General features: G+C 63.3%; 20 protein-coding genes. 9 read left to right on the top strand and 11 right to left on the bottom strand.

Translation table 11 applies throughout. From position 1 onward, the window contains the following. Positions 1–108: 108 nt before the first annotated feature. The gene (locus tag JCM7686_RS09760) at positions 109–1,152 is read left to right on the top strand and encodes an aromatic ring-hydroxylating dioxygenase subunit alpha (RefSeq protein WP_020950692.1); all 1,044 of its coding nucleotides are present in this window, start codon (positions 109–111) and stop codon (positions 1,150–1,152) included. A gap of 9 nt (positions 1,153–1,161) precedes the next feature. Further along, positions 1,162–2,265 carry an FAD-binding oxidoreductase gene (locus JCM7686_RS09755; protein ID WP_020950691.1) on the top strand — a complete coding sequence of 368 codons (1,104 nt, stop codon included), beginning with the start codon at positions 1,162–1,164 and terminating at the stop codon, positions 2,263–2,265. 141 nt (positions 2,266–2,406) lie between these two features. Here JCM7686_RS09755 and JCM7686_RS09750 read toward each other — a convergent pair whose 3' ends face one another. Continuing rightward, positions 2,407–2,964, bottom strand: a complete 558-nt coding sequence (locus tag JCM7686_RS09750) for a LabA-like NYN domain-containing protein (RefSeq protein ID WP_020950690.1) — start codon at positions 2,962–2,964, stop codon at positions 2,407–2,409. A 23-nt stretch (positions 2,965–2,987) separates the two neighbouring features. On the opposite strand from JCM7686_RS09750, the gene folK reads away from it, so the two are divergent. From folK to JCM7686_RS09735, 3 genes are all read left to right on the top strand, one after another. Continuing rightward, positions 2,988–3,569, top strand: coding sequence for a 2-amino-4-hydroxy-6-hydroxymethyldihydropteridine diphosphokinase (folK, locus tag JCM7686_RS09745; RefSeq protein ID WP_020950689.1), 582 nt, complete (start codon positions 2,988–2,990; stop codon positions 3,567–3,569). 68 nt (positions 3,570–3,637) lie between these two features. Continuing rightward, positions 3,638–3,994 (top strand): DNA-directed RNA polymerase subunit omega, encoded by a 357-nt coding sequence (gene rpoZ, locus JCM7686_RS09740; RefSeq protein WP_020950688.1) that lies wholly within the window; start codon positions 3,638–3,640, stop codon positions 3,992–3,994. A 22-nt stretch (positions 3,995–4,016) separates the two neighbouring features. Beyond that, positions 4,017–6,143, top strand: coding sequence for a RelA/SpoT family protein (locus JCM7686_RS09735; RefSeq protein WP_020950687.1), 2,127 nt, complete (start codon positions 4,017–4,019; stop codon positions 6,141–6,143). Between the two features lie 67 nt (positions 6,144–6,210). Here JCM7686_RS09735 and JCM7686_RS09730 read toward each other — a convergent pair whose 3' ends face one another. From JCM7686_RS09730 to JCM7686_RS09720, 3 genes are read right to left on the bottom strand one after another with little or no spacing between them, the layout of a single operon-like run. Beyond that, positions 6,211–7,521 (bottom strand): NAD(P)/FAD-dependent oxidoreductase, encoded by a 1,311-nt coding sequence (locus JCM7686_RS09730; protein ID WP_020950686.1) that lies wholly within the window; start codon positions 7,519–7,521, stop codon positions 6,211–6,213. Continuing rightward, positions 7,518–8,876 (bottom strand): glutamine synthetase family protein, encoded by a 1,359-nt coding sequence (locus JCM7686_RS09725; protein ID WP_020950685.1) that lies wholly within the window; start codon positions 8,874–8,876, stop codon positions 7,518–7,520. Before JCM7686_RS09725 ends, JCM7686_RS09730 begins: the two co-directional genes overlap by 4 nt. Beyond that, the gene (locus JCM7686_RS09720) at positions 8,873–9,580 is read right to left on the bottom strand and encodes a type 1 glutamine amidotransferase (RefSeq protein ID WP_020950684.1); all 708 of its coding nucleotides are present in this window, start codon (positions 9,578–9,580) and stop codon (positions 8,873–8,875) included. The genes JCM7686_RS09725 and JCM7686_RS09720 overlap by 4 nt, the downstream gene beginning before the upstream one ends. Positions 9,581–9,840: 260 nt before the next feature. On the opposite strand from JCM7686_RS09720, the gene JCM7686_RS09715 reads away from it, so the two are divergent. Beyond that, complete coding sequence (locus JCM7686_RS09715; protein ID WP_020950683.1) at positions 9,841–10,968, top strand: aminotransferase class V-fold PLP-dependent enzyme; 1,128 nt, start codon at positions 9,841–9,843, stop codon at positions 10,966–10,968. Positions 10,969–11,046: 78 nt separating this feature from the next. Here JCM7686_RS09715 and JCM7686_RS23415 read toward each other — a convergent pair whose 3' ends face one another. The 4 genes from JCM7686_RS23415 to JCM7686_RS09695 form a co-directional block, all read right to left on the bottom strand. Further along, positions 11,047–11,712 carry a lipopolysaccharide kinase InaA family protein gene (locus JCM7686_RS23415; protein ID WP_051201544.1) on the bottom strand — a complete coding sequence of 222 codons (666 nt, stop codon included), beginning with the start codon at positions 11,710–11,712 and terminating at the stop codon, positions 11,047–11,049. A gap of 251 nt (positions 11,713–11,963) precedes the next feature. After that, on the bottom strand, positions 11,964–12,563 hold the full coding sequence (gene recR / locus JCM7686_RS09705) for a recombination mediator RecR (protein WP_020950681.1): 600 nt from the start codon (positions 12,561–12,563) through the stop codon (positions 11,964–11,966). Between the two features lie 15 nt (positions 12,564–12,578). Next, positions 12,579–12,923 carry a YbaB/EbfC family nucleoid-associated protein gene (locus JCM7686_RS09700; RefSeq protein ID WP_020950680.1) on the bottom strand — a complete coding sequence of 115 codons (345 nt, stop codon included), beginning with the start codon at positions 12,921–12,923 and terminating at the stop codon, positions 12,579–12,581. A 3-nt stretch (positions 12,924–12,926) separates the two neighbouring features. Then, the gene (locus JCM7686_RS09695; protein ID WP_020950679.1) at positions 12,927–14,708 is read right to left on the bottom strand and encodes a DNA polymerase III subunit gamma/tau; all 1,782 of its coding nucleotides are present in this window, start codon (positions 14,706–14,708) and stop codon (positions 12,927–12,929) included. A gap of 138 nt (positions 14,709–14,846) precedes the next feature. Here JCM7686_RS09695 and JCM7686_RS09690 point away from each other — a divergent pair, with 138 nt between their 5' ends. Further along, positions 14,847–15,854, top strand: a complete 1,008-nt coding sequence (locus JCM7686_RS09690; RefSeq protein ID WP_236635805.1) for a serine hydrolase domain-containing protein — start codon at positions 14,847–14,849, stop codon at positions 15,852–15,854. Between the two features lie 37 nt (positions 15,855–15,891). Further along, the gene (locus JCM7686_RS09685; RefSeq protein WP_041527261.1) at positions 15,892–17,730 is read left to right on the top strand and encodes an ABC-F family ATP-binding cassette domain-containing protein; all 1,839 of its coding nucleotides are present in this window, start codon (positions 15,892–15,894) and stop codon (positions 17,728–17,730) included. 69 nt (positions 17,731–17,799) lie between these two features. On the opposite strand, the gene JCM7686_RS09680 is transcribed toward JCM7686_RS09685, so the two are convergent. The 3 genes from JCM7686_RS09680 to JCM7686_RS09670 form a co-directional block, all read right to left on the bottom strand. Beyond that, positions 17,800–19,140, bottom strand: coding sequence for a Hint domain-containing protein (locus JCM7686_RS09680; RefSeq protein WP_020950676.1), 1,341 nt, complete (start codon positions 19,138–19,140; stop codon positions 17,800–17,802). 208 nt (positions 19,141–19,348) lie between these two features. After that, positions 19,349–20,983, bottom strand: coding sequence for a chaperonin GroEL (groL, locus tag JCM7686_RS09675; protein WP_020950675.1), 1,635 nt, complete (start codon positions 20,981–20,983; stop codon positions 19,349–19,351). Positions 20,984–21,028: 45 nt separating this feature from the next. Continuing rightward, the gene (locus tag JCM7686_RS09670; protein WP_020950674.1) at positions 21,029–21,316 is read right to left on the bottom strand and encodes a co-chaperone GroES; all 288 of its coding nucleotides are present in this window, start codon (positions 21,314–21,316) and stop codon (positions 21,029–21,031) included. 239 nt (positions 21,317–21,555) lie between these two features. Between JCM7686_RS09670 and JCM7686_RS09665 the strand changes: the two genes are divergently transcribed. Next, positions 21,556–22,884: a glycosyltransferase family 4 protein gene (locus JCM7686_RS09665; protein ID WP_020950673.1), complete on the top strand. Its 1,329-nt coding sequence runs from the start codon at positions 21,556–21,558 to the stop codon at positions 22,882–22,884. Position 22,885 lies beyond the last annotated feature (1 nt).

Here is a 22,885-nt window from a genome sequence, read left to right as displayed (position 1 = left end):
TACTCAGGATAATTGTTTAGCTGATCTAAAATAGAACGCAAGTCCCGCCTGCTTGCGAGCCGGGCCCGCGCGGCGGATAATCGGGGCAGAGAACGCGAGAGGTATCCAATGTTTCTGAAGAATGCCTGGTATGTCGCCGCATGGGATCACGAAGTCGGCCGCACGCTGAAGCCGGTGACCATGCTTGGCCAGAATCTGGTGCTCTATCGCACGCAAGACGGCCGCGCGGCCGCGCTTGAGGATGCCTGTCCGCACCGCAAACTTCCGCTCTCGATGGGGCGGATCAAGGGCGATGAGGTCGAATGCGGCTATCACGGCCTGACCTTCGACACGACCGGCACCTGCACCCGCGTGCCCGGCGCCGAGAAAATCCCGCATGTCGCCTGCGTGCGCTCTTACCCGATCGAGGAGCGCTACGGTCTTCTGTGGGTCTGGATGGGCGATGCCGCCGAGGCCGATCCCGCCAAGATCTTCCAGGTCGAGAACTGGGGCGATCCCGCCTGGGGCGTCAACCGCGGCGAGTCGATGACGCTGCATTGCAACTATCTCTATATGACCGACAACCTGCTGGACCCTTCGCATGTCGCCTGGGTGCATCAATCGTCTTTCGCCAGCTCGGCCTGCGAGGAAACCCCGCTCGAAACCACGGTCAAGGAGGATGGCGTCACCGTCTGGCGCTGGATGATCGATTCCGAGCCCGCGCCCTTCTATGCGCCCTTCCTGCAATTCGAGGGCAATGCCGACCGCAAGCAGCATTATGAGGTGCGCTATCCCTCGAATGCGATCATCAAGGCGATCTTCGCCCCGGCCCATACCGGCGGCGAGGGCAAAGAGCTGCCCGAGAACACTTTCCTCATGGACAGCTACAACTTCATGACCCCGGTCGATGACAAGCGGACGAAATACTATTGGTTCCAGATGCGCAATTTCGCGCCGAACGATCCCGAGGTTTCGGCGAGCTTTGCGAAATCGGTGCGTGGCGCTTTCGAGGAAGACCGCGTTGTGCTCGAGGCCGTGCAGAAGGGCATCGACGAGATGACGACGCCGAACCTCGATCTCAAGATCGACGTCGGGCCGCTGCGCTTCCGCCGCAAGCTTGCTCAGATGATTGCCGCCGAAGAGGCTGCGGCCACGAAGGTCGCCGCCGAATAAGGACCCGCCATGAAAGACAGCCAATCCTCCCGCTTTCGTCCGTTCCGGGTGGTCGAGAAATTGCGCGAAAGCGCGACGATCACCTCGTTCCACCTCGAGCCGGTCGATCCGGGGGATTGGATGCCTTTCGAGGCCGGTCAGTTCCTGATCCTGCGCGTGCCCGAAGGGGCGGGCCATGTTCTGCGCAATTACACGGTCTCGTCCGCGCCGCAAGATGCGGGGCGTTACCGCATCACGGTGAAACGCGAGGGCGCGCCCCGGGCGGATGTCGCCGAGGGGCTGAGCTCGACCTGGCTGCATGACCGCATCCAGCCGGGCGATGAGATCGAGGTGCAAGGGCCGCGCGGCGCCTTCAAGCTCGATGGCGCAAGCCAGCGGCCGGTGCTGCTGATCTCGGGCGGGGTCGGGCTGACGCCGATGGTCTCGATGCTGAAGGTTCTGGCCGAGACCTCGGACCGTCCGGTCTGGTTCATCCATGCCTGCGACAGCCACGAGGTCCATGCCCTGCAAGCCGAGGTCGCGGCTTTGGCCGCCCGGCGCAGTGGCATCCGCGTGCATTATTGCTACCGCAATCCGACCGAGGCGGATCGCGCGGCGGGGCGGCATCACTCGGAGGGGCTCCTCACGCGCGAGACGCTGCAGGCGCTGCTGCCGCTCGATGACTATGAGGCCTATCTCTGCGGCCCGCCGCCCTTCATGCAGGCGCTCTATACGCTGCTGACCGGGCTTGGCCTGCGCAAAGAGCGCATCGCTTATGAGTTCTTCGGCCCCGCAAGCCTGCTCACCGAGGCGCCCTCGACCGCCCCGGCCCCTGTGGCCGCGCCGGAAGCCTCACCTGCCGTCGGCGGGGCGGAGGAGGGGCCGCAGGTGGTTCTGAACCGCTCCGGGTGCAGCATTCCTTGGCGCGAGGGGGCGGAGTCGCTTCTGTCGCTGCTGGAGGATGCGGGGCTTGAGCCAGAGTTCAGCTGTCGCGCGGGCGTGTGCGGCACTTGCGTGCAGTCGCTCGTTTCAGGCGAGGTCACGTATTTCGAAGAACCGCTCGACGAGCCCGAGCCCGGCAAGGTCCTGCTGTGCTGCTGCCGTCCGACCTCGACAGTGGTGCTGGATCTGTAATCCTTCTGCCATGAGACGACGCAAAAAGGCCGGGTTTCGCCCGGCCTTTGTTTTTGGTGCTGTCGTGCTGCTTTGGTCGCCTGTAGGCCGTCCTGCGGGGCCCTCACGGCGATGCCGGAGGGCCGGGCCAGCCTTGCCAGCTTAATCCGAGGTCGCGGCCACGGCTTGTTCGCGCGGCGGGCGGCCGATCGTGTCGCGCAGGGCTTCAAGCTCGATGAAATTGTCAGCCTGACGGCGCAGCTCATCGGCGATCATCGGCGGCTGGCTGCGCGTCGTCGAGACGACCGAGACCCGGACCCCCTGCCGCTGCAAGGCCTCGACCAGCGGGCGGAAATCGCCATCGCCCGAAAAGAGCACGGCATGATCCATGCGCGGCGCCAGCTCAAGCGCGGTAACCGTCAGCTCGATATCCATGTTGCCCTTGATCTTGCGCCGACCAAGCCCGTCGGTATATTCCCGCGCAGGTTTCGTGACCATCGAGAAGCCGTTGTAATGCAGCCAGTCGACCAAAGGTCGGATCGGAGAGTAATCGTCGTTCTCAAGCAGAGCAGTATAGTAATAGGCTCGGATCAGCTTGCCTCGGCGCTCGAATTCCTGACGAAGCAGTTTGTAATCAATATCGAACCCTAGCGCTTTCGCAGCTGCATAGAGATTGGAACCGTCAATGAACAAGGCCAGACGGTCGTCCTTATAAAACATATCTCCTCCGAGAAATACCTGATATGCAAAAACAAGACTGGAGTTTAGGACTGCTTGCCCTTGGAGCAAACCTGCCAACTTCGTTAGGTAACCCAAGAGACAGCTTGATTGACGTTTTGGACAGGTTGCCCGGTCCCGAAATCCGGCTGATCGCCGTCAGCCGTTTCTGGCAGACCCCGGCTTTTCCTGCAGGGAGCGGACCCGATTACGTCAATGGCGCGGCGCTGGTCGAGACCCGTCTGACCCCGCGCGTTTTGCTCGATTACCTCCATGAGATTGAGGCCGAGATGGGCCGTCGGCGCGATGGCGGACGTTGGGGCGCACGTGTCATCGACATCGACCTGATCGGTTATGACGATCTGGTCCTGCCCGATGCCGGGACGCAGGATGCCTGGCGCGGGCTGGCGCTCGAACGGCAGATGGTCGAGGCCCCGGATCAGCTGATCCTGCCCCATCCGCGGATGCAGGATCGTGCCTTCGTTCTGGCACCGCTGGCCGAGATCGCCCCCCTCTGGCAGCATCCGAGAATTGGTGCTAGTGTCGCCGAAATGCTTGCGGCTTTGCCGCCCGACTCCTTTGAGGGAATGCGGGTGATGGGTTCTTGACTTTCCGGGGTCTGGCGCTCATTTATCTGCATTCGCCTCTCCAGCCGATTCGAAAATATAGGTGACCGATGGCCCGCGTAACAGTCGAAGATGTTGTCGATAAAGTTCCGAACCGTTTCGACGTTGTCCTGCTCGCCGCCCATCGTGCGCGCGAAATTACGGCCGGCAGCCCGCTGACGGTCGACCGCGACAACGACAAAAACCCCGTCGTCGCTTTGCGTGAAATCGCTGATGAAACGCAAGGCGTGGATGATCTGCGCGAGCGCATGATCGAGACGACCCAGACCCAGATTGAGGTTGATGAGCCCGAAGAAGACGCAATGGCGCTGCTTCTGGGTGCCGAAATCGACCGTCCGAAGCCCGTTGACGAGGAATCGGAAGAGCGCATGCTTCGCATGATGCTGGAAGCCCAAGGTCGCGACTGAGAAACGGAGTCTTCGACATAAAATGATTGACGTCGAAGACCTGATTGCTCTCATCCGCAATTATAACCCGAAGACCAATGCCGATCTGATCCGCGACGCCTATGAATATGGGCGTCGCATGCATGAAGGGCAGTTCCGCCACTCGGGCGAGCCCTATTTCACGCATCCCGTCGCTGTCGCTGCCATCCTGACCGAGATGCAGCTCGACGATGCGACGATCATTACCGCGCTTTTGCACGATACGATCGAGGATACCCGCGCCAGCTGGAACGATATTTCCGGCCAATTCGGGCGCGAGGTCGCCGAGCTGGTCGATGGCGTCACCAAGCTGACCAATCTCCAGCTGTCGGGCGTCCATTCCAAACAGGCCGAAAACTTCCGCAAGCTCTTCATGGCGATGTCGCGCGACCTGCGCGTCATTCTGGTCAAGCTCGCCGACCGGCTGCACAATATGCGCACGATCAAATCGATGCGCCCCGACAAGCAGCTGCAAAAAGCCCGCGAAACCATGGATATCTTCGCGCCCCTTGCTGGGCGCATGGGGATGCAATGGATGCGCGAAGAGCTTGAGGATCTCGCCTTCAAGGTCATCAATCCCGAGGCGCGTAATTCGATTATCCGCCGCTTTGTCACGTTGCAGCGCGAAACCGGCGATGTGATCTCGAAGATCACCGCCGATATCCGCACCGTGCTTGAGGCAGAGGGGATCGAGGCCGATGTCTATGGCCGCGCCAAGAAACCCTTCTCGGTCTGGCGCAAGATGCAGGAAAAGCAGCTCAGCTTTTCGCGGCTCTCGGATATTTACGGCTTCCGCCTGATCACCCGCTCGGAATCGGATTGCTACCGCGCGCTTGGCTGCATCCACCAGCGCTGGCGCGCCGTGCCGGGGCGGTTCAAGGATTACATCAGTCAGCCGAAATCGAACGGCTACCGCTCGATCCATACGACGGTCTCGGGCCGCGACGGCAAGCGCGTCGAGGTCCAGATCCGCACGCGCCAGATGCATGAGGTCAACGAGGCCGGCGTCGCCGCCCATTGGGCCTACCGCGACGGCGTGCGCACCGAAAACCCCTTTGCCGTCGATCCGGGCGAGTGGATCTCCAGCCTGACCGAGCGGTTTGGTGAGGAGGATCACGACGAATTCCTCGAGCATGTGAAGCTCGAAATGTATTCCGATCAGGTCTTCTGCTTCACGCCGAATGGTGACGTGATCCAGCTGCCCAAAGGCGCGACGCCGATCGATTTCGCTTATGCGATCCACACGCGGCTTGGCCATTCCTGCGTTGGCGCCAAGGTTGACGGCATTCGCGTGCCGCTCTGGACGCGGCTGAAAAATGGCCAGTCGGTCGAGATCATCGCGGCATCCGGTCAGCGCCCGCAGGCGACCTGGCTTGATATCGTGGTCACCGGTCGCGCCAAGGCCGCGATCCGCAAATCCCTGCGCGACGAGGACCGGGACCGCTTCATCCGGCTGGGGTCAGAGCTGGTGCGCGTGGCCTTTGAACATGTCGGGCGCAAGGTCACCGACAAGGCGCTGCGCACTGCGGCGCGGACCATGGCGCTGCCCGACACGGATGAGCTGCTCGCGCGGATCGGCAGTGCCGAGATCCCGGCGCAAGAGGTCGTGACCACGCTTTATCCCGAGCTCGCGACCGCACCGCCAAGCGAGATTGACGCCAAGCGCGCCGTCGCCGGGCTTGAGGCCGATCAGGAATTCACCCGCGCGCCCTGCTGTTCGCCGCTGCCGGGTGAGCGCATCGTCGGCATCACCTATCGCGGCAAGGGCATTGTCATCCATGCGATCGACTGCCCGGTGCTCGCCGATTTCGAGGATAGCCCGCAGCGCTGGGTCGATCTGCATTGGCGTCAGGGCCAGCATCCGGCGGCCTATTCGACCGAGCTGTCGCTGACGATCCGCCATGACGCAGGCGTGCTCGGCCGCATTTGCACGCTGATCGGGCAGCAGGGGGCGAATATCTCGGATCTCGAATTCGTCGATCGCAAGCCCGATTTCTACCGCCTCAAGGTCGAGGTTGAGCTGCGCGACCGCGAGCATCTTCATGCGCTGCTGACCGCACTTGATGCCGAAAGCGATGTCGCGCAAGTCGCGCGGATCCGCGATCCGAACGCGAGATTGCAGGAACGCTAAGGCGGCAATTGGACAAGAAAAAAGGCGCCCCGAGAGGCGCCTTTTTTCTTGTCTGAAATGCGGGCGCTCAGATCCCCAACCGGTCGCGCAGGCCAAACCAGCTCATCCCCGCGACCAGCAAGGGCTGGCGCAGCATCGCGCCGCCGGGGAACGGCGGGGGCGTCAGCTTGGCCATGACATCGAAGCTCTCCGCCTGTCCCTGCACGGCGCTGGCCATCAGCTTGCCCGCCAGCGTCGCCAGCGCGACGCCATGGCCGGAATAGCCACTGATCGACAGGCAATTCGGCGCGGGCCGCATCACACAGGGCATCCGCGTGCGGGTGATCGCCAGCGTGCCGCCCCAGGCATGGGTCAGCTTCACATCGGCCAGTCCGGGATAGATCTCGAGCAAGGGCTTGCGGACCTTCGCGAAAATATCCTTGGGAAAGCGGTAGGTGATGGTTTCGCCGCCGCCAAAGATCAGCCGCTTGTCCGGGGAAAGCCGCCAGTAATTCACCACGAATTTCGTGTCATGCACGGCAATGTCGCGGGTCAGGACCTCGGCTGCGCGCGCGCCCAGAGGCTCGGTCGCGACAATGTAATTGTTGATCGGCATGACCCGCGCCGCGACCTTGGGTTCCAGCCGGTCGAGATAGCCATTCGCGGCGAGGATCACATACTGGGCGTGGACCTGCCCCTCGTCAGTGTAGACCGTCGAGGGCGCGCCTGTGCTTTGGCCATGCGCGATGCGCGTGACCGCGCTTTGCTCGTAAAGCCCGGCGCCCGCAGCATCTGCGAGCCGCGCTATGCCAAGCGCGAGGTTCAGCGGATGAAGATGGCCCGCGCCGTGGTCGAGCTCGCCCGCGACATAGGCCTGCGAGGGCAGCAGCGCGCGAAAGGCCTCGCGATCAAGCGCCTCGATCTGGTCATAGCCATAGCGGCTTGCGAGCTTCTCGATATGGCTGCGGGCATGGGCGAATTCGCGCGTGGTGCGGAAGGCATGGGCGACGCCGGGATGGAAGGGCACGCCGGCCTCAGAGGCGAGTGCGCGCACCAGCGCCTTGGCCTCTTCGGCGAGATCCCAAAGCCGTTTCGCGGTCTCGCGCCCGGCCATCTTTTCCAGATCATCGACCTCGAGCCTTTGGCCCGATCCGACCTGACCGCCGTTGCGGCCCGAGGCGCCAAAGCCCAGACGATGGGCCTCGAGCAGCGCCACCGAATAGCCCGCCCGCGCCAGATGCAGCGCCGCCGAAAGCCCGGTATAGCCGCCGCCGACGATGGCGACATCGGCCCGCGTCTCGCCCCGCAGGGGGGCGAAAGCGGGCAGGGGGTCGCGGGTCTCGGCGTAAAGCGAGGGCGGATAATGCCCGCGCTGGTCATTGGCAAAGAGCAGGTTCATACGTTCAGGAGCAGATGCTCACGCTCCCAGGGGCTGATGACCTGAAGGAACTCTTTGAATTCATTGCGTTTGACCGCGACGTAGACATCGGTGAACTCGCCGCCCAAAACCTCACGCATGGCGGTGCTTTCCTGCAGAAGATCCAAGGCATCGCCCAGATTATAGGGCAGCTCGTCTTCCGACATATAGGCATCGCCCAGACATTCCGCGCGCGGGGTCTCGCGCTCGATCAGCCCGAGATAGCCGCAGGCGAGACTGGCCGCGAGCCCGAGATAGGGGTTGCAATCCATCCCGGCGAGCCGGTTTTCCAGCCGCCGCGCCTCTGGTCCCGAGACCGGAACGCGCAGCCCGGTGGTGCGGTTGTCGCGGCCCCATTCGAGGTTGATCGGTGCTGCGAAATCCGGGACATAGCGGCGGTAGCTGTTCACATAGGGCGCGAGCAGCGCGATCCCGGCGGGCAGGTGTTTCTGCATCCCGGCGATGAAATGCAGGAACTCCGGGGTTTCGCGGCCCTTGGCATCGGAAAAGATATTCTTGCCGGTTTTGATATCCACGACTGAATGGTGGATATGCATGGCCGAGCCGGGCTCGTCCTGAATGGGCTTGGCCATGAAGGTCGCAAAGCAATCGTGACGCAGCGCGGCTTCGCGGATCAGGCGTTTGAAATAGAAGATCTGGTCGGCGAGATGGACCGGATCGCCGTGGTTGAGGTTGATCTCGATCTGACCGGCGCCGCCTTCCTGCAAGATGCCGTCGATCTCGAAGCCCTGCGCCTCGGCGAAATCATAGATATCGTCGATGACCTTGCCGTATTCATCGACCGCCGACATCGAATAGGCCTGTTTGGCCGCCGCGCGGCGGCCGGTCCGGCCCATCGGCGGGATGATCGGCTGGTTCGGATCGGTATTGCGCGCGACAAGGAAGAACTCCATCTCGGGCGCGACGATCGGGCTCCAGCCCTTGTCCTCGTAAAGCTGGACCACGCGTTTGAGCACATTGCGCGGCGCCGCCGGAACCGGCTGGCCCTGCTGGTCGAGCACATCATGGATGACCATCAGGGTCACATCCGCGGTCCAAGGCGCGGCCGCGGTGGTCGAGAAATCCGGGATCAGGATCATATCGGGCTCGGTAAAGGCGCCCGAAGGATTGTCGGCCCATTCCCCGGTGATGGTCTGCAGAAAGATCGAATTCGGCAGGAAGAACCGTTCCTGTGTCGCGAATTTCGAGGCTGGCATCGCCTTGCCTCGGGCGACCCCCGCAATATCGGCGACGATACATTCGACCTCATCGAGCCGGCGACCGGCCACGAAATTCTGAGCGGCCTGCGGCGTGTCGTCGAGCCAGCGCGGTTTCATGCAGCACCTTTCTCGGAGGTCAGGGCCTGACGCGGCGCCTTGAAAAACGCCTCGATGCGATCGGCCAGCACGCCGGATTGACGCGGCTCGCCCATATGGGTCTCGGCCTCGGCAACCAGCTCGGGCGGGACGACGCCCTTGGCGCGGTGGTCGATCAGCCCCTGAATGAAGCGGTCGGGAAACTCGGGATGGGCCTGCACGGTGAAGGCGCGGTCGTTATAGACCAGCGCGGCATTCTCGCAAAATTCGTTATGGCCGAGCACGGTGGCGTCTTTCGGCAAGACCACGACCTGATCCTGATGCCAGGCGTTCAGCGTGATCTTCTCGCCGCCGAAATCGTAATCCTGGGCGCCGACCGCCCAGCCTTTCGGGCTTTTGATGACGGTGCCGCCAAGCGCCTGCGCGATGATCTGATGGCCAAAGCAGATGCCGACCAGCGGCACATGGCTGGCATAGGCATCGCGAATAAAGGCTTCGAGCGGCGGAATGAAGGCATGATCCTCATAGACGCCATGGCGCGAGCCGGTCAGCAGCCAGCCATCCGCCTCATGGACCGAAGCGGGGAAGTCCATCGCCTCGACATGCCAGGAGCGGAAGGTGAAGCCCCGCCCGGCCAGAAGCCGTTCGAACATGGTGTCGTAATCGCCCAGCTCGTCCCGAATGACTTCGGGCGACTGACCGCATTTCAGAATGCCGATACGCATTGATTTGCCTGTGGTTGTGCTGACAACAAAGTAGTCTTTGGGCCGAAATCCGGCAAGGGGGGAGCCATGCGCCGTAACGGAACCGGCTATTCGCGCAGGGCGGCGCGGCCCGGCTTTGCGCGCCAGTCCGAGAGAGCCCCGCAAAGGCTCTTGCAAAGGGCTGGGCAGGCGCGTGGAAACACGGCAATCTCGGACCTAAGGCGGGCTGGCCTGTCGCCAAACGCGTGTTACATCAGATAGAAAGCATGAAGGAGAAAGTCATGGCTGGTCTTCGTCCCGAGGTCGATCCGGACGGATTGCTCGAATATTCGGTGGTTTTCACGGATCGTTCGCTCAACCACATGTCCAAACGCTTCCAGAAGGCGATGCGCGACATCTCCGAGACCCTGCGCGAGGTCTATTCGGCCGAAGCGGTGGCTCTGGTTCCCGGCGGCGGCTCGGCGGCTATGGAATCCGTGGCGCGCCAGTTCGCGCGCGGCGCCCATGCGCTGATCATCCGCAACGGCTTTTTCAGCTATCGCTGGAGCCAGATTTTCGAGACCGGCGGGTTTGCCCGCGAGACCACCGTCGTCATGGCCCGCGCCACCGGCAATGAGCCGCAAGCGAGCTTCTCGCCGCCGCCGGTCGAAGAGGTCGTCGCGCGCATCCGTGAGGTCAAGCCCGATGCGGTCTTCGCGCCTCATGTCGAAACCGCGGCCGGTCTGATCCTGCCCGATGACTATATCACCCAGATCGCGGCGGCGGCCCATGAGGTCGGCGCGCTGATGGTGCTCGATTGCATCGCCTCGGGCGCGGCTTGGGTCGATATGAAGAAGACCGGGGTCGATGTGCTGATCTCGGCGCCGCAAAAAGGCTGGTCGGCCTCGCCGTCGGCAGGCATGGTCATGCTCTCGGCCAAAGGCGCGGCCAAGCTTGAGGAAACCACCGGCGACAGCTTCTTCCTCGATCTCAAGAAATGGCGCGCGATCATGGCGGCCTATGAGAATGGCGGCCATGCCTATCACGCCACCGTTCCGACCGATGCGCTGGTCGGCCTGCGCGATGCGATGAACGAGACCCGCGAGTTCGGCTTTGAAAACGCCCGCGCCGCGCAGATCCGGCTGGGCAATGAGGTCCGCGCGCTTTTGCGGGACAAGGGCATCCGCATTCTGGCCGCCGAGGGCTTTGGCGCGCCGGGCGTGGTCGTGGCCTATACCGGCGATGCCGATGTCCAGAACGGCAGCAAGTTCCACGCGCAGGGCTATCAGATCGCCGCGGGCGTACCCTTGCAGGTCGGCGAGGGCGCCGATTTCCGCACCTTCCGTCTGGGGCTCTTCGGGCTCGACAAGCTCAAGGATGTTGATGCGGCGGTTGCGCGGCTGAAAACGGCGGTGGACGCGGTTTTGTAAGCGCCACGCGTTTCGCCTTCAGAGGGCCGGTCCTGCGGGGTCGGCCTTTTTCATGGCACGACTTTCATGGCCACGACCTCAGCCGCGGTTGCTGCGCAGCCAGGCGAAGAGCCGGGGGATGGCCGCGATCTCGCGCGAGTTCTTCACCCGAGACAATGCGCGGGCCACCGGATCAAGCCAGCGCAGGCAGTTCAGCCAGCGGCTGGCTCCGACGAAAATCCCCCGCATGTCGAGCATCCGATAAAGGTAAAGCGCCTGATCGATCTGGGGCAGGGATTTGTTCGCCACCGCAAAGCAGCTGAAGGCGAAGATGATGAAATCGAGCACCTGCGCCGCATGAGCATTGCGCACCCTGCCAAACCGTTCGAGGTCGATCAGCGTGACGCGTTTGCCGTCCCAGATCATATCCTTGAGGTTCGGCCGACCATGGGCGACCCCCGCCTCATGCAGGCGATGCAGCGCCTTGACCGCTGCCTTTAGCGCGCGACCGCGCTCGGTCTCGGAATAATCGGGCGATTTATAGACATGCGACAACGGCACGCCCGCGTCCCGGGTCACGAAATAATCGGGGCCTTCATCGACGATTTCGGGCACCGGCAGGCCCATCGCGTGCAGGCGGCGCAGACCCTCGCGTTCGCGCTCAAAGGCCTGTGCGGGATTGCCCTTTTGCAGCCGCCAGCGCAGGGACAGCTCTTCGCGCTGCTTGACCCAGTAATGACGCCCGCCGCTTTCAATGCGGCGCACGCGTCGGGCCGAGGGGCTTTGGCGAAGGGCGTGGCGTAAAGCGTGGATTTCGCAATCTCGTGTCGCGGAAAGGGGCGTTTTGGAAGAAAGGCTTGCCGTCTGCATCGCATTCCCCGACCCCGAGCGGGCCGGTCCTGAATCTGGGGCTTTGAAATGTGACGGTATATGACAGCGGCAAGGGTCGGGTTTCAACCCATACTGGGTCCGCTGCCGGGCCTGACGTCGCGCCAGAGGCTGAACGGGTGGCTGAACTAGAGGCGGCGCCGCGCGCGGAGCGCCGCGGTGATCGTGCCATCGTCGAGATAGTCGAGCTCGCCCCCGATCGGCACGCCCTGCGCCAGACCGGTGACTGTGACCCCGGTCGGCGCCAGCGCCTCGGCGATATAATGCGCGGTGGTCTGGCCCTCGACGGTGGCGGCGAGCGCAAGGATGACCTCGGTCACATGCTCGTCCGAGATGCGCGCGATCAGGGCAGGGATGCGCAGATCGTCGGGGCCGATCTCATCGAGCGCAGACAGGCTGCCGCCCAACACATGATAGCGCCCGTGAAAGGCGCGACCGCGCTCGAGTGCCCAGAGATCGGCGACATCGGTGACGACGCAGATCTCTCCGGTGGCGCGGCGGGCGTCTTCACAGATCGCGCAGACGGTCTGGTCGGAAATATTGCCGCAGATCGCGCATTCGCGGCTGTTTTCGGCGACCTCGGCCATCAGGCTGGCAAGCTGGGACATCTGGCCCGCGCGTTTGCGGATCAGATGCAGCACGATGCGCCGGGCCGAGCGCGGCCCAAGTCCCGGCAGCCGCGCAATCTGCGCGATGAGCGCCTGAATATCGCCACGATCCTCGCTCATGCGCGGCGGTTGGCCTTAGAAGGGCATCTTGAAATCGGCGGGAATGCCCATGGCGCTGGTCATCTTGGCCATTTCCTCGGCCGATTTGACCTCGGCGCGCTTCTGAGCATCCTTGATCGCGGCGAGGATCAGATCCTCGACCACTTCCTTGTCCTCGGCGCGGAAGATCGAGGGATCGATATCCAGCGCGGTCAGCTCGCCCTTGGCAGTCGCGGTGGCCTTCACCAGCCCACCGCCCGATTGGCCGGTGACGGTGAGGCGGGTCAGCCCCTCCTGCATCTCGACCATTTTGGCCTGCATATCCTGCGCGGCCTGCATCATTTTGGAAATGTCGCCGAAATTGCCAAAACCGTCGATCATCGCTTAATCCTCGTCCTCGAAAGGGTCCCATTCTTCGACCTCGGCCACCGGGCCCTCGGTCAGATCATGCGGAGATGTATCCTCACCCGCGGGCTTTTCAACCGCAACTTCGACCGGAGCCTTCTTGATCGCGGTGATCCGGGCGGCCGGGAAGGCGGAAAAGATCGCTTGCGCCAAAGGCGTTTCCATCACGCGGGCTTGGGTCGCGGCGCGTTCGGCGGCGCGAGCCTCTGAAATCGTGGGCGCGCCGCCTTCATTCGCGACCGAGACCACCCAGCGCGCGCCACCGGTCCAGCTGCGCAGCCGCTCGGCCAGCCGCGGCGCAAGGTCGCGGGGGGCCTTGTCGGTCGGCTCGAACTCGATCCGGCCCGGCGCATAGCGCACGAGGCGAAGATGGTCCTCGACCTCAAGGAGCAGCTTCATGTCACGCATCCGCCGGATGAGCGCGATCACCGCCTCGAAATCCGGGAAGGCATGGAGCGCATCGGGCGAGACCGCCAGCGCCATCGCGCTGCCGTCGCGGTTGATCTGCGCGACGACGGGGGCCGGGCGCGCGGCACGCGGTGCATTCTGCCCGCCCGCAGGTGCCATGCTGCCCGGACGCGCGAATTCGCCCGCCGAGATCGAAGCCTGCACCTTGCGGATCAGCGCATCGGGATCGGGCAGATCGGCGACATGAGTGAGCCGGATGATCGCCATTTCCGCCGCCATCATCGCATTGGGCGCGGCGGAGACCTCTTCAAGCGATTTCAGCAGCATCTGCCAGAGCCGCGTCAGTGCCCGCATCGGCACCTTTTCGGCAAATTCCTGACCGCGCCGCGCCTCGTCGGGACCGACGGTCGGGTCTTCGGCGGCCTCGGGCGTGATCTTGATGATCGAGATCCAATGGGTGATCTCGGCCAGATCGCGCAGCACCGCCAAAGGATCGGCGCCATCGGCATATTGCGCCTGAAGTTCGGCCAAAGCCTCGGCAGCCGCGCCGCGCAAAACCATGTCGAAGAGATCGAGCACGCGGCCCCGGTCGGCCAGGCCCAGCATGGCGCGGACCTGCGGCGCGGTGGTTTCCCCCGCGCCATGGCTGATCGCCTGATCCAGAAGCGAGGTCGCATCGCGGGCCGAGCCTTCGGCGGCGCGGGTGATCAGCGCCAGCGCATCATCGCTGATCTCGGCGCCTTCGCGGCTGGCGATCTTGCGCAGAAGCGCGATCATCACCTCGGGCTCGATCCGGCGCAGGTCGAAGCGCTGGCAGCGCGACAGCACCGTGACCGGCACCTTGCGGATCTCGGTCGTGGCAAAAATGAATTTCACATGCGGCGGCGGCTCTTCCAGCGTCTTCAACAGCGCGTTGAAGGCGCTGGTCGAGAGCATGTGGACTTCGTCGATGATATAGATCTTGTAGCGCGCCGAGGCCGCCCGGTAATGCACGCTTTCAATGATTTCGCGGATGTCGCCGACCCCGGTGCGCGAGGCCGCGTCCATCTCCATCACATCGACATGGCGGCCTTCGGAAATCGCGACGCAATGCTCGCAAACCCCGCAGGGCTCGGTCGTGGGCCCGCCGGTGCCATCAGGTCCGACGCAGTTCAGCCCCTTGGCGATGATCCGTGCGGTCGTGGTTTTGCCGGTGCCGCGAATGCCGGTCATGATGAAGGCTTGCGCGATCCGGTCGGCGGCGAAGGCGTTTTTCAGGGTGCGCACCATCGCATCCTGACCGACGAGATCGGCAAAGGTCTCGGGGCGGTATTTCCGCGCCAGCACCTGATAAGTCTGTCCGGTCTCGCTCATGGGTCCGCCTTTTGCAACCGCGCCACCTTAACGGCCCGGACCGGCCGGGGCAACAACCCGGACCGCCGCCGATCACAGTTTCGCCGGGAGGGCGGGCGAAAGCTTGGCGTGGCGGGCGGGGGCGGTCATAGTTCGGCCATGAGCCAGACCATCACCCGCCGCCATCTGATTGCCGCAGCCCTTGCCGCGCCTTTTCTGGCGGGGCGCGCGGCGTTTGCTTTGCCCAGCCGCGCGCTGGAGGAAGCGGGCAGCCACGGCCAGTTGCGCGCGATTGCCATCTGGAGCGGCGGCGCAGAGGTCGCCGCGCGCGGCTATGGCGAGTTTGACCCCGAGGCGCCGGTCAATATCAAATCGGCCTCGAAATCCGTGCTTTCGGCGCTGGCCGGGATCGCGATCGAGAAAGGCGTGATCGAGAGCGCGGACCAGAAGATCGCGACGCTGCTTGAGGACCGCTTTCCGGCGAAACCCGATCCCCGGCTTTACGAGATCACGCTCGGGCATCTTCTGTCGATGAAATCGGGGCTGACCCCGCAATCGGGCAAGAATTATGCGGCTTGGGTCAGCTCGCCCGACTGGGTCCGCGCGGCTCTGGCGGCGCCGTTCATCGCGCGGCCGGGCGCGCGGATGGCCTATTCGACCGCCTCGACCCATCTCGCCTCGGCCATGCTGACAGCGGCGAGCGGGCGGCCGATGATGCAGCTCGCCCGCGACTGGCTGGGGGGCGTGCCGGGCTTTCGCATCACCTCTTGGGCGCGCGATCCGCAGGGGATCTATATCGGCGGCAATGAGATGGCGATGAGCACGCGCTCGCTGATGGCCTTTGGCGCGATCTATGCGGCCCAAGGCTATGCGGGCGGGCGTCAGGTCCTGCCGCTCGACTGGATCAAGCAAAGCTGGGTCCGGCGCGGCACCTCGCCCATGACGCATAAGGGCTATGGCTATGGCTGGTTTCTCGACGAATTCGCGGGGCGCCCGGTCAATTTCGGCTGGGGCTATGGCGGGCAGATGATCTATGTCGCGCCCGCGACGCCCGATCATGCGCCGGTGGCGCTTGCGATGACCTCGGATCCAAGCCTGCCCTCGGGGCCGAACGGCTACCGGGACCAGCTGCATGAGATCGCGACGCGGCTTCTCGAGATGCTCTGAGATTGACCTTGCGCGCCGGGCAAGATACGCGACGGGCATGGCCAGAGCACCCCTTCTCCAATTGACCGACATCTCGCTGACTTTCGGCGGGAACCCCGTATTTCAGGACCTGAGCCTGACCGTCCAGCAAGGCGACCGCGTCGCGCTGGTCGGGCGCAATGGCTCGGGCAAATCGACGCTGATGAAGGTCATGGCGGGCTTCGTCGAACCCGACAGCGGCCTCGTTGTCTCGCCCGCCGGCACCAGCGTCGGCTATATGGAGCAGGACCCCGATTTGTCGGGCTTCGAGACGCTTGGCGAATTCGCGGCCTCGGGGCTGGCACCCGAAGAGGTCTACAAGGTTGAAATGGCCGCGGAAGGGCTGAAATTCGACCCCGACCGGCTGGTCTCGACCGCTTCGGGCGGCGAGCGGCGGCGCGCGGCTTTGGCCAAGCTTATGGCCCATGCGCCCGATCTGATGCTGCTCGACGAGCCGACGAACCACCTCGATATCGAGGCGATCGCCTGGCTTGAGGCCGAGCTTTCGACGACCCGCGCGGCCTTCGTGCTGATCAGCCACGACCGCGCCTTCCTGCGCGCGCTGACCCGCGCCACGCTTTGGATCGACCGGGGCGAGGTCCGTCGTCAGGAACGCGGGTTCGAGCATTTCGAAGACTGGCGCGAGACCGCTTGGGCCGCCGAAGATGAGGCGCGCCACAAGCTCGACCGCAAGATCAAGGCGGAAGCGCGTTGGGCGGTTGAGGGCATTTCGGCGCGGCGCAAGCGCAATATGGGCCGCGTGCGCGCTTTGGCTGATCTGCGCGCCGAACGCGCGGGCCAGATCCGCCGTCAGGGCACGGCGGCGCTTGAGCTGGACAGCGCCCAGCAATCGGGCAAGCGGGTGATTGACGCCAAGGAAATCTCCAAGAGCTTTGGCGAGCGCGTCATCTTGCAGCCCTTCGATCTGCGGATTTTGCGCGGCGACCGGGTCGCCTTTGTCGGGCCGAATGGCGCGGGCAAGACCACGCTCATCAAGATGCTGACCGGCGAGATTGCCCCCGATACCGGCGAGGTCAAGCTCGGCACCAATCTGGATATGGCGGTTTTCGATCAGGCGCGCAGCGCCATTGATGACAGCGTGTCGCTGTGGGATGCGCTGACGGCGGATCCGTCGATGCGCGTCTCGGGCCGGGCCGATCAGGTCATGGTGCGCGGCAATCCGCGCCATGTCGTGGCCTATCTCAAGGACTTCCTCTTCGACGATGCGCAGGCCCGCGCGCCGGTCGGCAGCCTCTCGGGCGGCGAGAAGGCGCGGCTTTTGCTTGCGCGGATCATGGCCCAGCCCTCGAACCTGCTGGTGCTGGACGAACCGACCAACGATCTCGATGTCGAGACGCTGGATCTTTTGCAAGACATCCTTGGCGAATATGACGGCACCGTGCTGCTGGTCAGCCACGACCGCGATTTCATCGACCGGGTGGCGACGACGACCGTCGCGCTTGAAGGCGATGGCAAGGCCACGGTCTATCCCGGCGGCTGGTCAGATTATCAGGCGCAACGGCAAGAGACCACGCCGAGCGCTGTGGCCAAACCGGCGGCTGCGTCAAAACCGAGCTCCACGCCGAGCGCGCCGGCCACTCCGGTCGAGAAGGCGGCTGCTGCGAAATCCGGGCTGACCTTTTCGGAGAAGAAGCGGCTTGAGGCTTTGCCGGGGATCATGGAACGGCTGGAGGCCGAGATCGGCAAATTGCAGGATTTCCTGTCTGACCCGGATCTCTTCACCTCAGCGCCTGCGAAATTCCAAAAGGCGAGTGACGGTCTGGTCGAGCGTCAGGATGCGCTGGCGAGCGCCGAAGAGGAATGGCTGGCTCTGGCCGAGCGCGATCAGACGGCTTGAACGGCGGCGCGCTGCATTCGCGCAGATCGGCCGCTTCCCCTTTGAGCGCGCGGAGCGGGTGAGCGCGGCTCATCTCTCGGCGGCCAGCAGCGGCTTGTGGTTCGCGGCATGGCGGCGGGCGAGATTGCGCGCTTCCCGACCCGAGGGCAGATAGCGCGCCGGGGGCGCATCGGCCCCCGTTTGCGACAATTCGGGAAAGAGCGACAGGATCTCGGCAATCGCCGACGTGCTTAGACCGGTCAGAACCTGCTTGCCCGCGTAAAGGCTTTCCGAGGGCGCGCCGTTTGATGTGACGATCTGATGGCCGTCGAGCATGATGTGGAAATATTCGACCTCGGTCACATCCTCGGCGACGGAGATTCCCTCGATCATGCAAAGCTGCTTGGCCGCGACCAGAACCTCGGACGTGCCAAACATGCGCTCGGCAATTGCCGAATTTACCAAAATCCGATGTTGCGGCGACACCAGAAGATCGCAGCTTGGCCGCCCCTTGCCCAAGGCGCCCGCCAGCACGCGAATGGGGCGATGCGCGGGCTTTAGCGCGAGATAGTCGGCGGTGAGCTTGCGGCGTCCGATCCAGCGGATGGGCTGCAAGCCCGCGTCGCGGGTCATCACCAGATCCCCGACCTTCAGGCTCTCGACCTTACGAGGACCGTCCTCGCAATCCAGCAAGGTGCCGGCGGCGAAGCAGATCAGGATCTCGGATTTGATGCGGATGTCATCGACATAAGCATGGCCGCCATTCGCCCCGGTCCGCCCGGCAACCGCGAAGTCCCAGCCCGATTGATCGACGGTCTGCCATTCGTTGTTTGGGATGGTGGTGACGATCTCATGGGCATCGAGCAGCACCGTCACCTCTCCGGTCTCGGTAACGGCGACGGAGAGGACCCTGCCAAACTCAGAGACGCCGAAGCTATTGTAGTCGCCTTTGCCGTCGAAAGGCATTGTGCCGATCACCACACCATTCCAGAATACGACCAGATTTCCCCGCCCCTGCGCGCTTGAACTGTCATAGGGGATAATGCCGATGCTAAGCCCCTTGGTCACGCCCTGCTCATAATCGAACGTATCCTGACGCCAGGGGTTTTCCCTATAGCTGTCGGCATCGCCAAAGCTGAACGAGAGCCCGTCCGGCAATTTGTTTCCATGCGGAGCATAGGGCGACCGGCTCATGAAAACTTTCATCGAGAATTGAAAGTCGCCGACCCGCTCGCTCCCGGTCAGGCTTGAGGGGATGATGTATTTGCCGCCCGAGACATTGTTGGAATCCCCGGTCGGATTATCATTGTTGAAGATGGTCAGCATATTATTGGCTGGCCCGACATCGGTCACGCCGCTCATCGGCTGCCACGCGCCGCCGTTCAGCGAGTTGTCGGTGAAGTTGTTTTCGAAATCGCTGCTGCGTGCCATTCGGAACGACTTTCCTTCCCGCGACCGGCCCCTTGCGCCAAGCGCAGGGTCATCGATAGCAAGGAGGGGTTAAGTTTCGATCTCTCGGTCGCCATCCATGCGGCGTCCTGGGCGCAAAACCATGCAGATAATGATTAAAACTCGACGCAACCATGAAAAAAGCCGCCCCCGAAGGAGCGGCTTTCTCTGCCAGAGGGCAGGGGGATGATTACATCATGCCGCCCATGCCGCCCATGTCGGGCATACCGCCGCCAGCCGCTTTGGGCTCGGGCTTTTCAGCGATCATGGCTTCGGTGGTGATCAACAGGCCAGCAACCGATGCCGCGTTTTCCAGCGCGGTGCGGGTGACTTTGGCCGGGTCGATGACGCCGAACTTGAACATGTCGCCGAATTCCTCGGTCTGGGCGTTGAAGCCGAACGAGGTCGATTCCGACTCGCGGATCTTGCCAGCAACGACCGCACCGTCGACACCCGAGTTTTCCGAGATCTGGCGCAGCGGAGCTTCCAGAGCACGGCGGATGATGTTGATGCCAACGTCCTGATCGGCGTTTGCGCCTTTCAGACCGTCAAGCGCTTTGGTGGCCTGAACCAGAGCCACGCCACCGCCGACGACGATGCCTTCTTGCACGGCCGCACGGGTCGCGTTCAGGGCGTCATCAACGCGGTCTTTGCGCTCTTTGACTTCGACTTCGGTCGCACCGCCGACGCGGATCACGGCAACGCCGCCAGCCAGTTTGGCCACGCGCTCTTGCAGCTTCTCTTTGTCGTAGTCCGAGGTGGTTTCTTCGATCTGCTGACGGATCTGCGAAACGCGGGCTTCGATCTCGGCTTTTTCACCAGCGCCATCAACGATGGTGGTGTTGTCCTTGTTGATCGAAACTTTCTTGGCGCGGCCGAGCATGTCGATGGTGACATTCTCAAGCTTCATGCCCAGATCTTCCGAGATCACCTGACCGCCGGTCAGGATCGCGATGTCTTGCAGCATGGCTTTGCGGCGATCGCCGAAGCCCGGAGCTTTGACAGCAGCGATTTTCAGGCCGCCGCGCAGTTTGTTGACGACCAGCGTGGCCAGAGCCTCGCCTTCAACGTCTTCCGCGATGATCAGCAGCGGTTTACCTGACTGGATCACGGCTTCGAGCAGCGGGACCATCGGCTGGAGCGACGAGAGTTTTTTCTCGTGCAGCAGGATCAGCGCATCTTCCAGATCCGCGATCATCTTGTCGGGATTGGTGACGAAGTAGGGCGAGAGGTAGCCGCGGTCGAACTGCATGCCTTCGACGACTTCGACTTCGGTATCCATGCCTTTGTTTTCTTCGACGGTGATCACACCCTCGTTGCCAACACGCTGCATGGCTTCTGCGATCTGGTTGCCGATGGTTTCTTCGCCATTGGCCGAGATCGTGCCGACTTGAGCGACTTCGTCGCTGTCAGCAACCGGACGCGACGCTGCTTTGATCGCGTTGACGACAACGGTGGTCGCCTTGTCGATGCCGCGCTTCAGATCCATCGGGTTCAGGCCCGCTGCAACCGACTTCAGGCCTTCTTTGATGATGGCCTGCGCCAGAACGGTCGCGGTGGTGGTGCCGTCGCCGGCCTCGTCATTGGTGCGCGAGGCGACTTCTTTCACGAGCTGGGCGCCCATGTTTTCGAATTTGTCCGACAGTTCGATCTCTTTGGCGACCGAAACACCGTCTTTGGTGATGCGGGGCGCGCCGAACGATTTGTCGATGACGACGTTGCGGCCTTTCGGGCCGAGCGTGACTTTCACGGCATCCGCGAGGATGTTCACGCCTTTGAGCATACGGTCGCGGGCGTCGGTGTTGAACTTGACTTCCTTAGCCATGTTTCACTTCCTTGAAATAGGGTGGAAAAAGGATGGACAAACGGCTCAGGCGAGAACGCCGAGGATGTCGCTTTCCTTCATGATCAGCAGCTCTTCACCGTCGACGGTGACTTCGGTGCCCGACCATTTGCCGAAGAGGACGCGATCGCCAGCTTTGACGGCCGGTGCGATCAGCTCGCCCGAATCCTTGCGTGCGCCTTCGCCAACCGAGACGATTTCGCCTTCAGCGGGTTTTTCTTTCGCGGAATCGGGGATGATCAGCCCGCCCTTGGTCTTCTCGTCCGACTGGACGCGACGGACCAGAACGCGGTCGTGCAGCGGTTTGAATGCCATTGGAACACTCCGGTGTTTCAGGTTGCAGTGTTGCGTTGTTGGCACTCGATGGTGGTGAGTGCCAATGGCAGAAGACTTAGGTAGGGCTCCGCTTGCTGTCAACCGTTTCCGGGCGCGGCTCTTCACTTTACCGAGGGCTTTCCAGCGTGCTAGTTTCGCCGCGGTTAAGGCGAAGAAAATTTGCTGAAACTTCAGGGACTAGTCGGCGCCGATCGGGGCGCAGGAAGTGGAGAGCCGGGATGTCAGAGCCAAATGCCATGAATGCGTCGGATGCCTCGGCGAAACGGCTTTCGATCCTCATCCTGGCGGATGACTGCAATCCCGAATGGCCCTCGCTGCCGATTGTCGGCTACAAATATGCACTCGCGCTCAGCAAATTCGCGCGGGTGGTGGTCGCGACCCATCTGCGCAACCGCGAGAATATCGAGAAAGCCGCGCCGCAGGGCATCGAGTTCGTCTATCTCGACAATGAATATATCGCGGCGCCGCTTTACAAGCTGGCAACCAAGCTGCGCGGCGGCACCGAGGTGGCGTGGTCGACCAATATGATCATGCAATATCTGCCCTATCTCGCCTTCGAGCGCGAGGCATGGAAGCATTTCCGCAAGGAGCTGAAGGCGGGCGGTTTCGATATCGTTCACCGCATCACGCCGATGACGCCCACCTTGCCCAGCTATATCGCGGGCAAGGTGCGCTGCCCCTTCGTGATCGGTCCGCTCAACGGCAATCTGCCTTGGCCGAAGGAGTTCCGCGGCGAGCAAAAGCGCGAGCGCGAGCGGCTGCGCGGTCTGCGCAATGCCGCCAAACATCTGCCCTATGCCAAGGGCACCTATCGCCATGCGGCTTTGGTGCTGGCGGGCTTTGAGCATACCATGTCCGAACTCCGCCCGCTCGCGCCGGGTCGGGTCGTGAACTTCCCTGAAATCGGCTATGATCCCGCGATCTTCCATGCCGACCGCGCGGCCCCCGCTTTTTCCGGCCCCGGCCCTTATCGCTTCCTTTTTGCCGGCCGGCTTGTGCCCTACAAGCTGCCCGAGGTCGCGGTGCGCGCCTTCGCGGGGCAGGGTGCTTTGGCGCGCCATCGCCTGCATATCGTCGGTGACGGCCCCGAAATGGCGCGGCTGCGCGAGATTGTCGCGGCCGAGGGGCTGGAGGAGGTCGTTCATTTCGAGGGGCGGCGCTCTCAAGCCGAGCTTGCCGAGATGATGCGCGACTTTGACGGTTTCGTCTTCCCCTCGATCCGCGAGCTTGGCGCGGGCGTGGTGATCGAGGCCATGGCCTGCGGCATGACCGCGATCGTCGCCGATTACGGCGCGCCGGGCCATCTCGCGGGGAAGGGCAGGGGCGTGACCGTGCCGATCCGTCCCTTCGACGATTATGTCGAGGGCTACCGCGCCGCGCTGACCGCCTGTGTCGAGGATCCCGCAGCGGCGGCGGCTCTCGCGGTTGCGGGGCAGCGCTATGCACAGGATCTTTACCCTTGGGCGGTAAAAGCGCAGGAGACGATGATCTATTATCGTGATCTTCTGGCCGGACAGCCGGTGCGCGACCGGGGTGATTACGACTGAG

The sequence above is a fragment of the Paracoccus aminophilus JCM 7686 genome (genome assembly GCF_000444995.1).
In the GTDB taxonomy this organism is placed as follows: domain Bacteria; phylum Pseudomonadota; class Alphaproteobacteria; order Rhodobacterales; family Rhodobacteraceae; genus Paracoccus; species Paracoccus aminophilus.
This window is presented reverse-complemented; position numbering and strand designations above follow the sequence as displayed.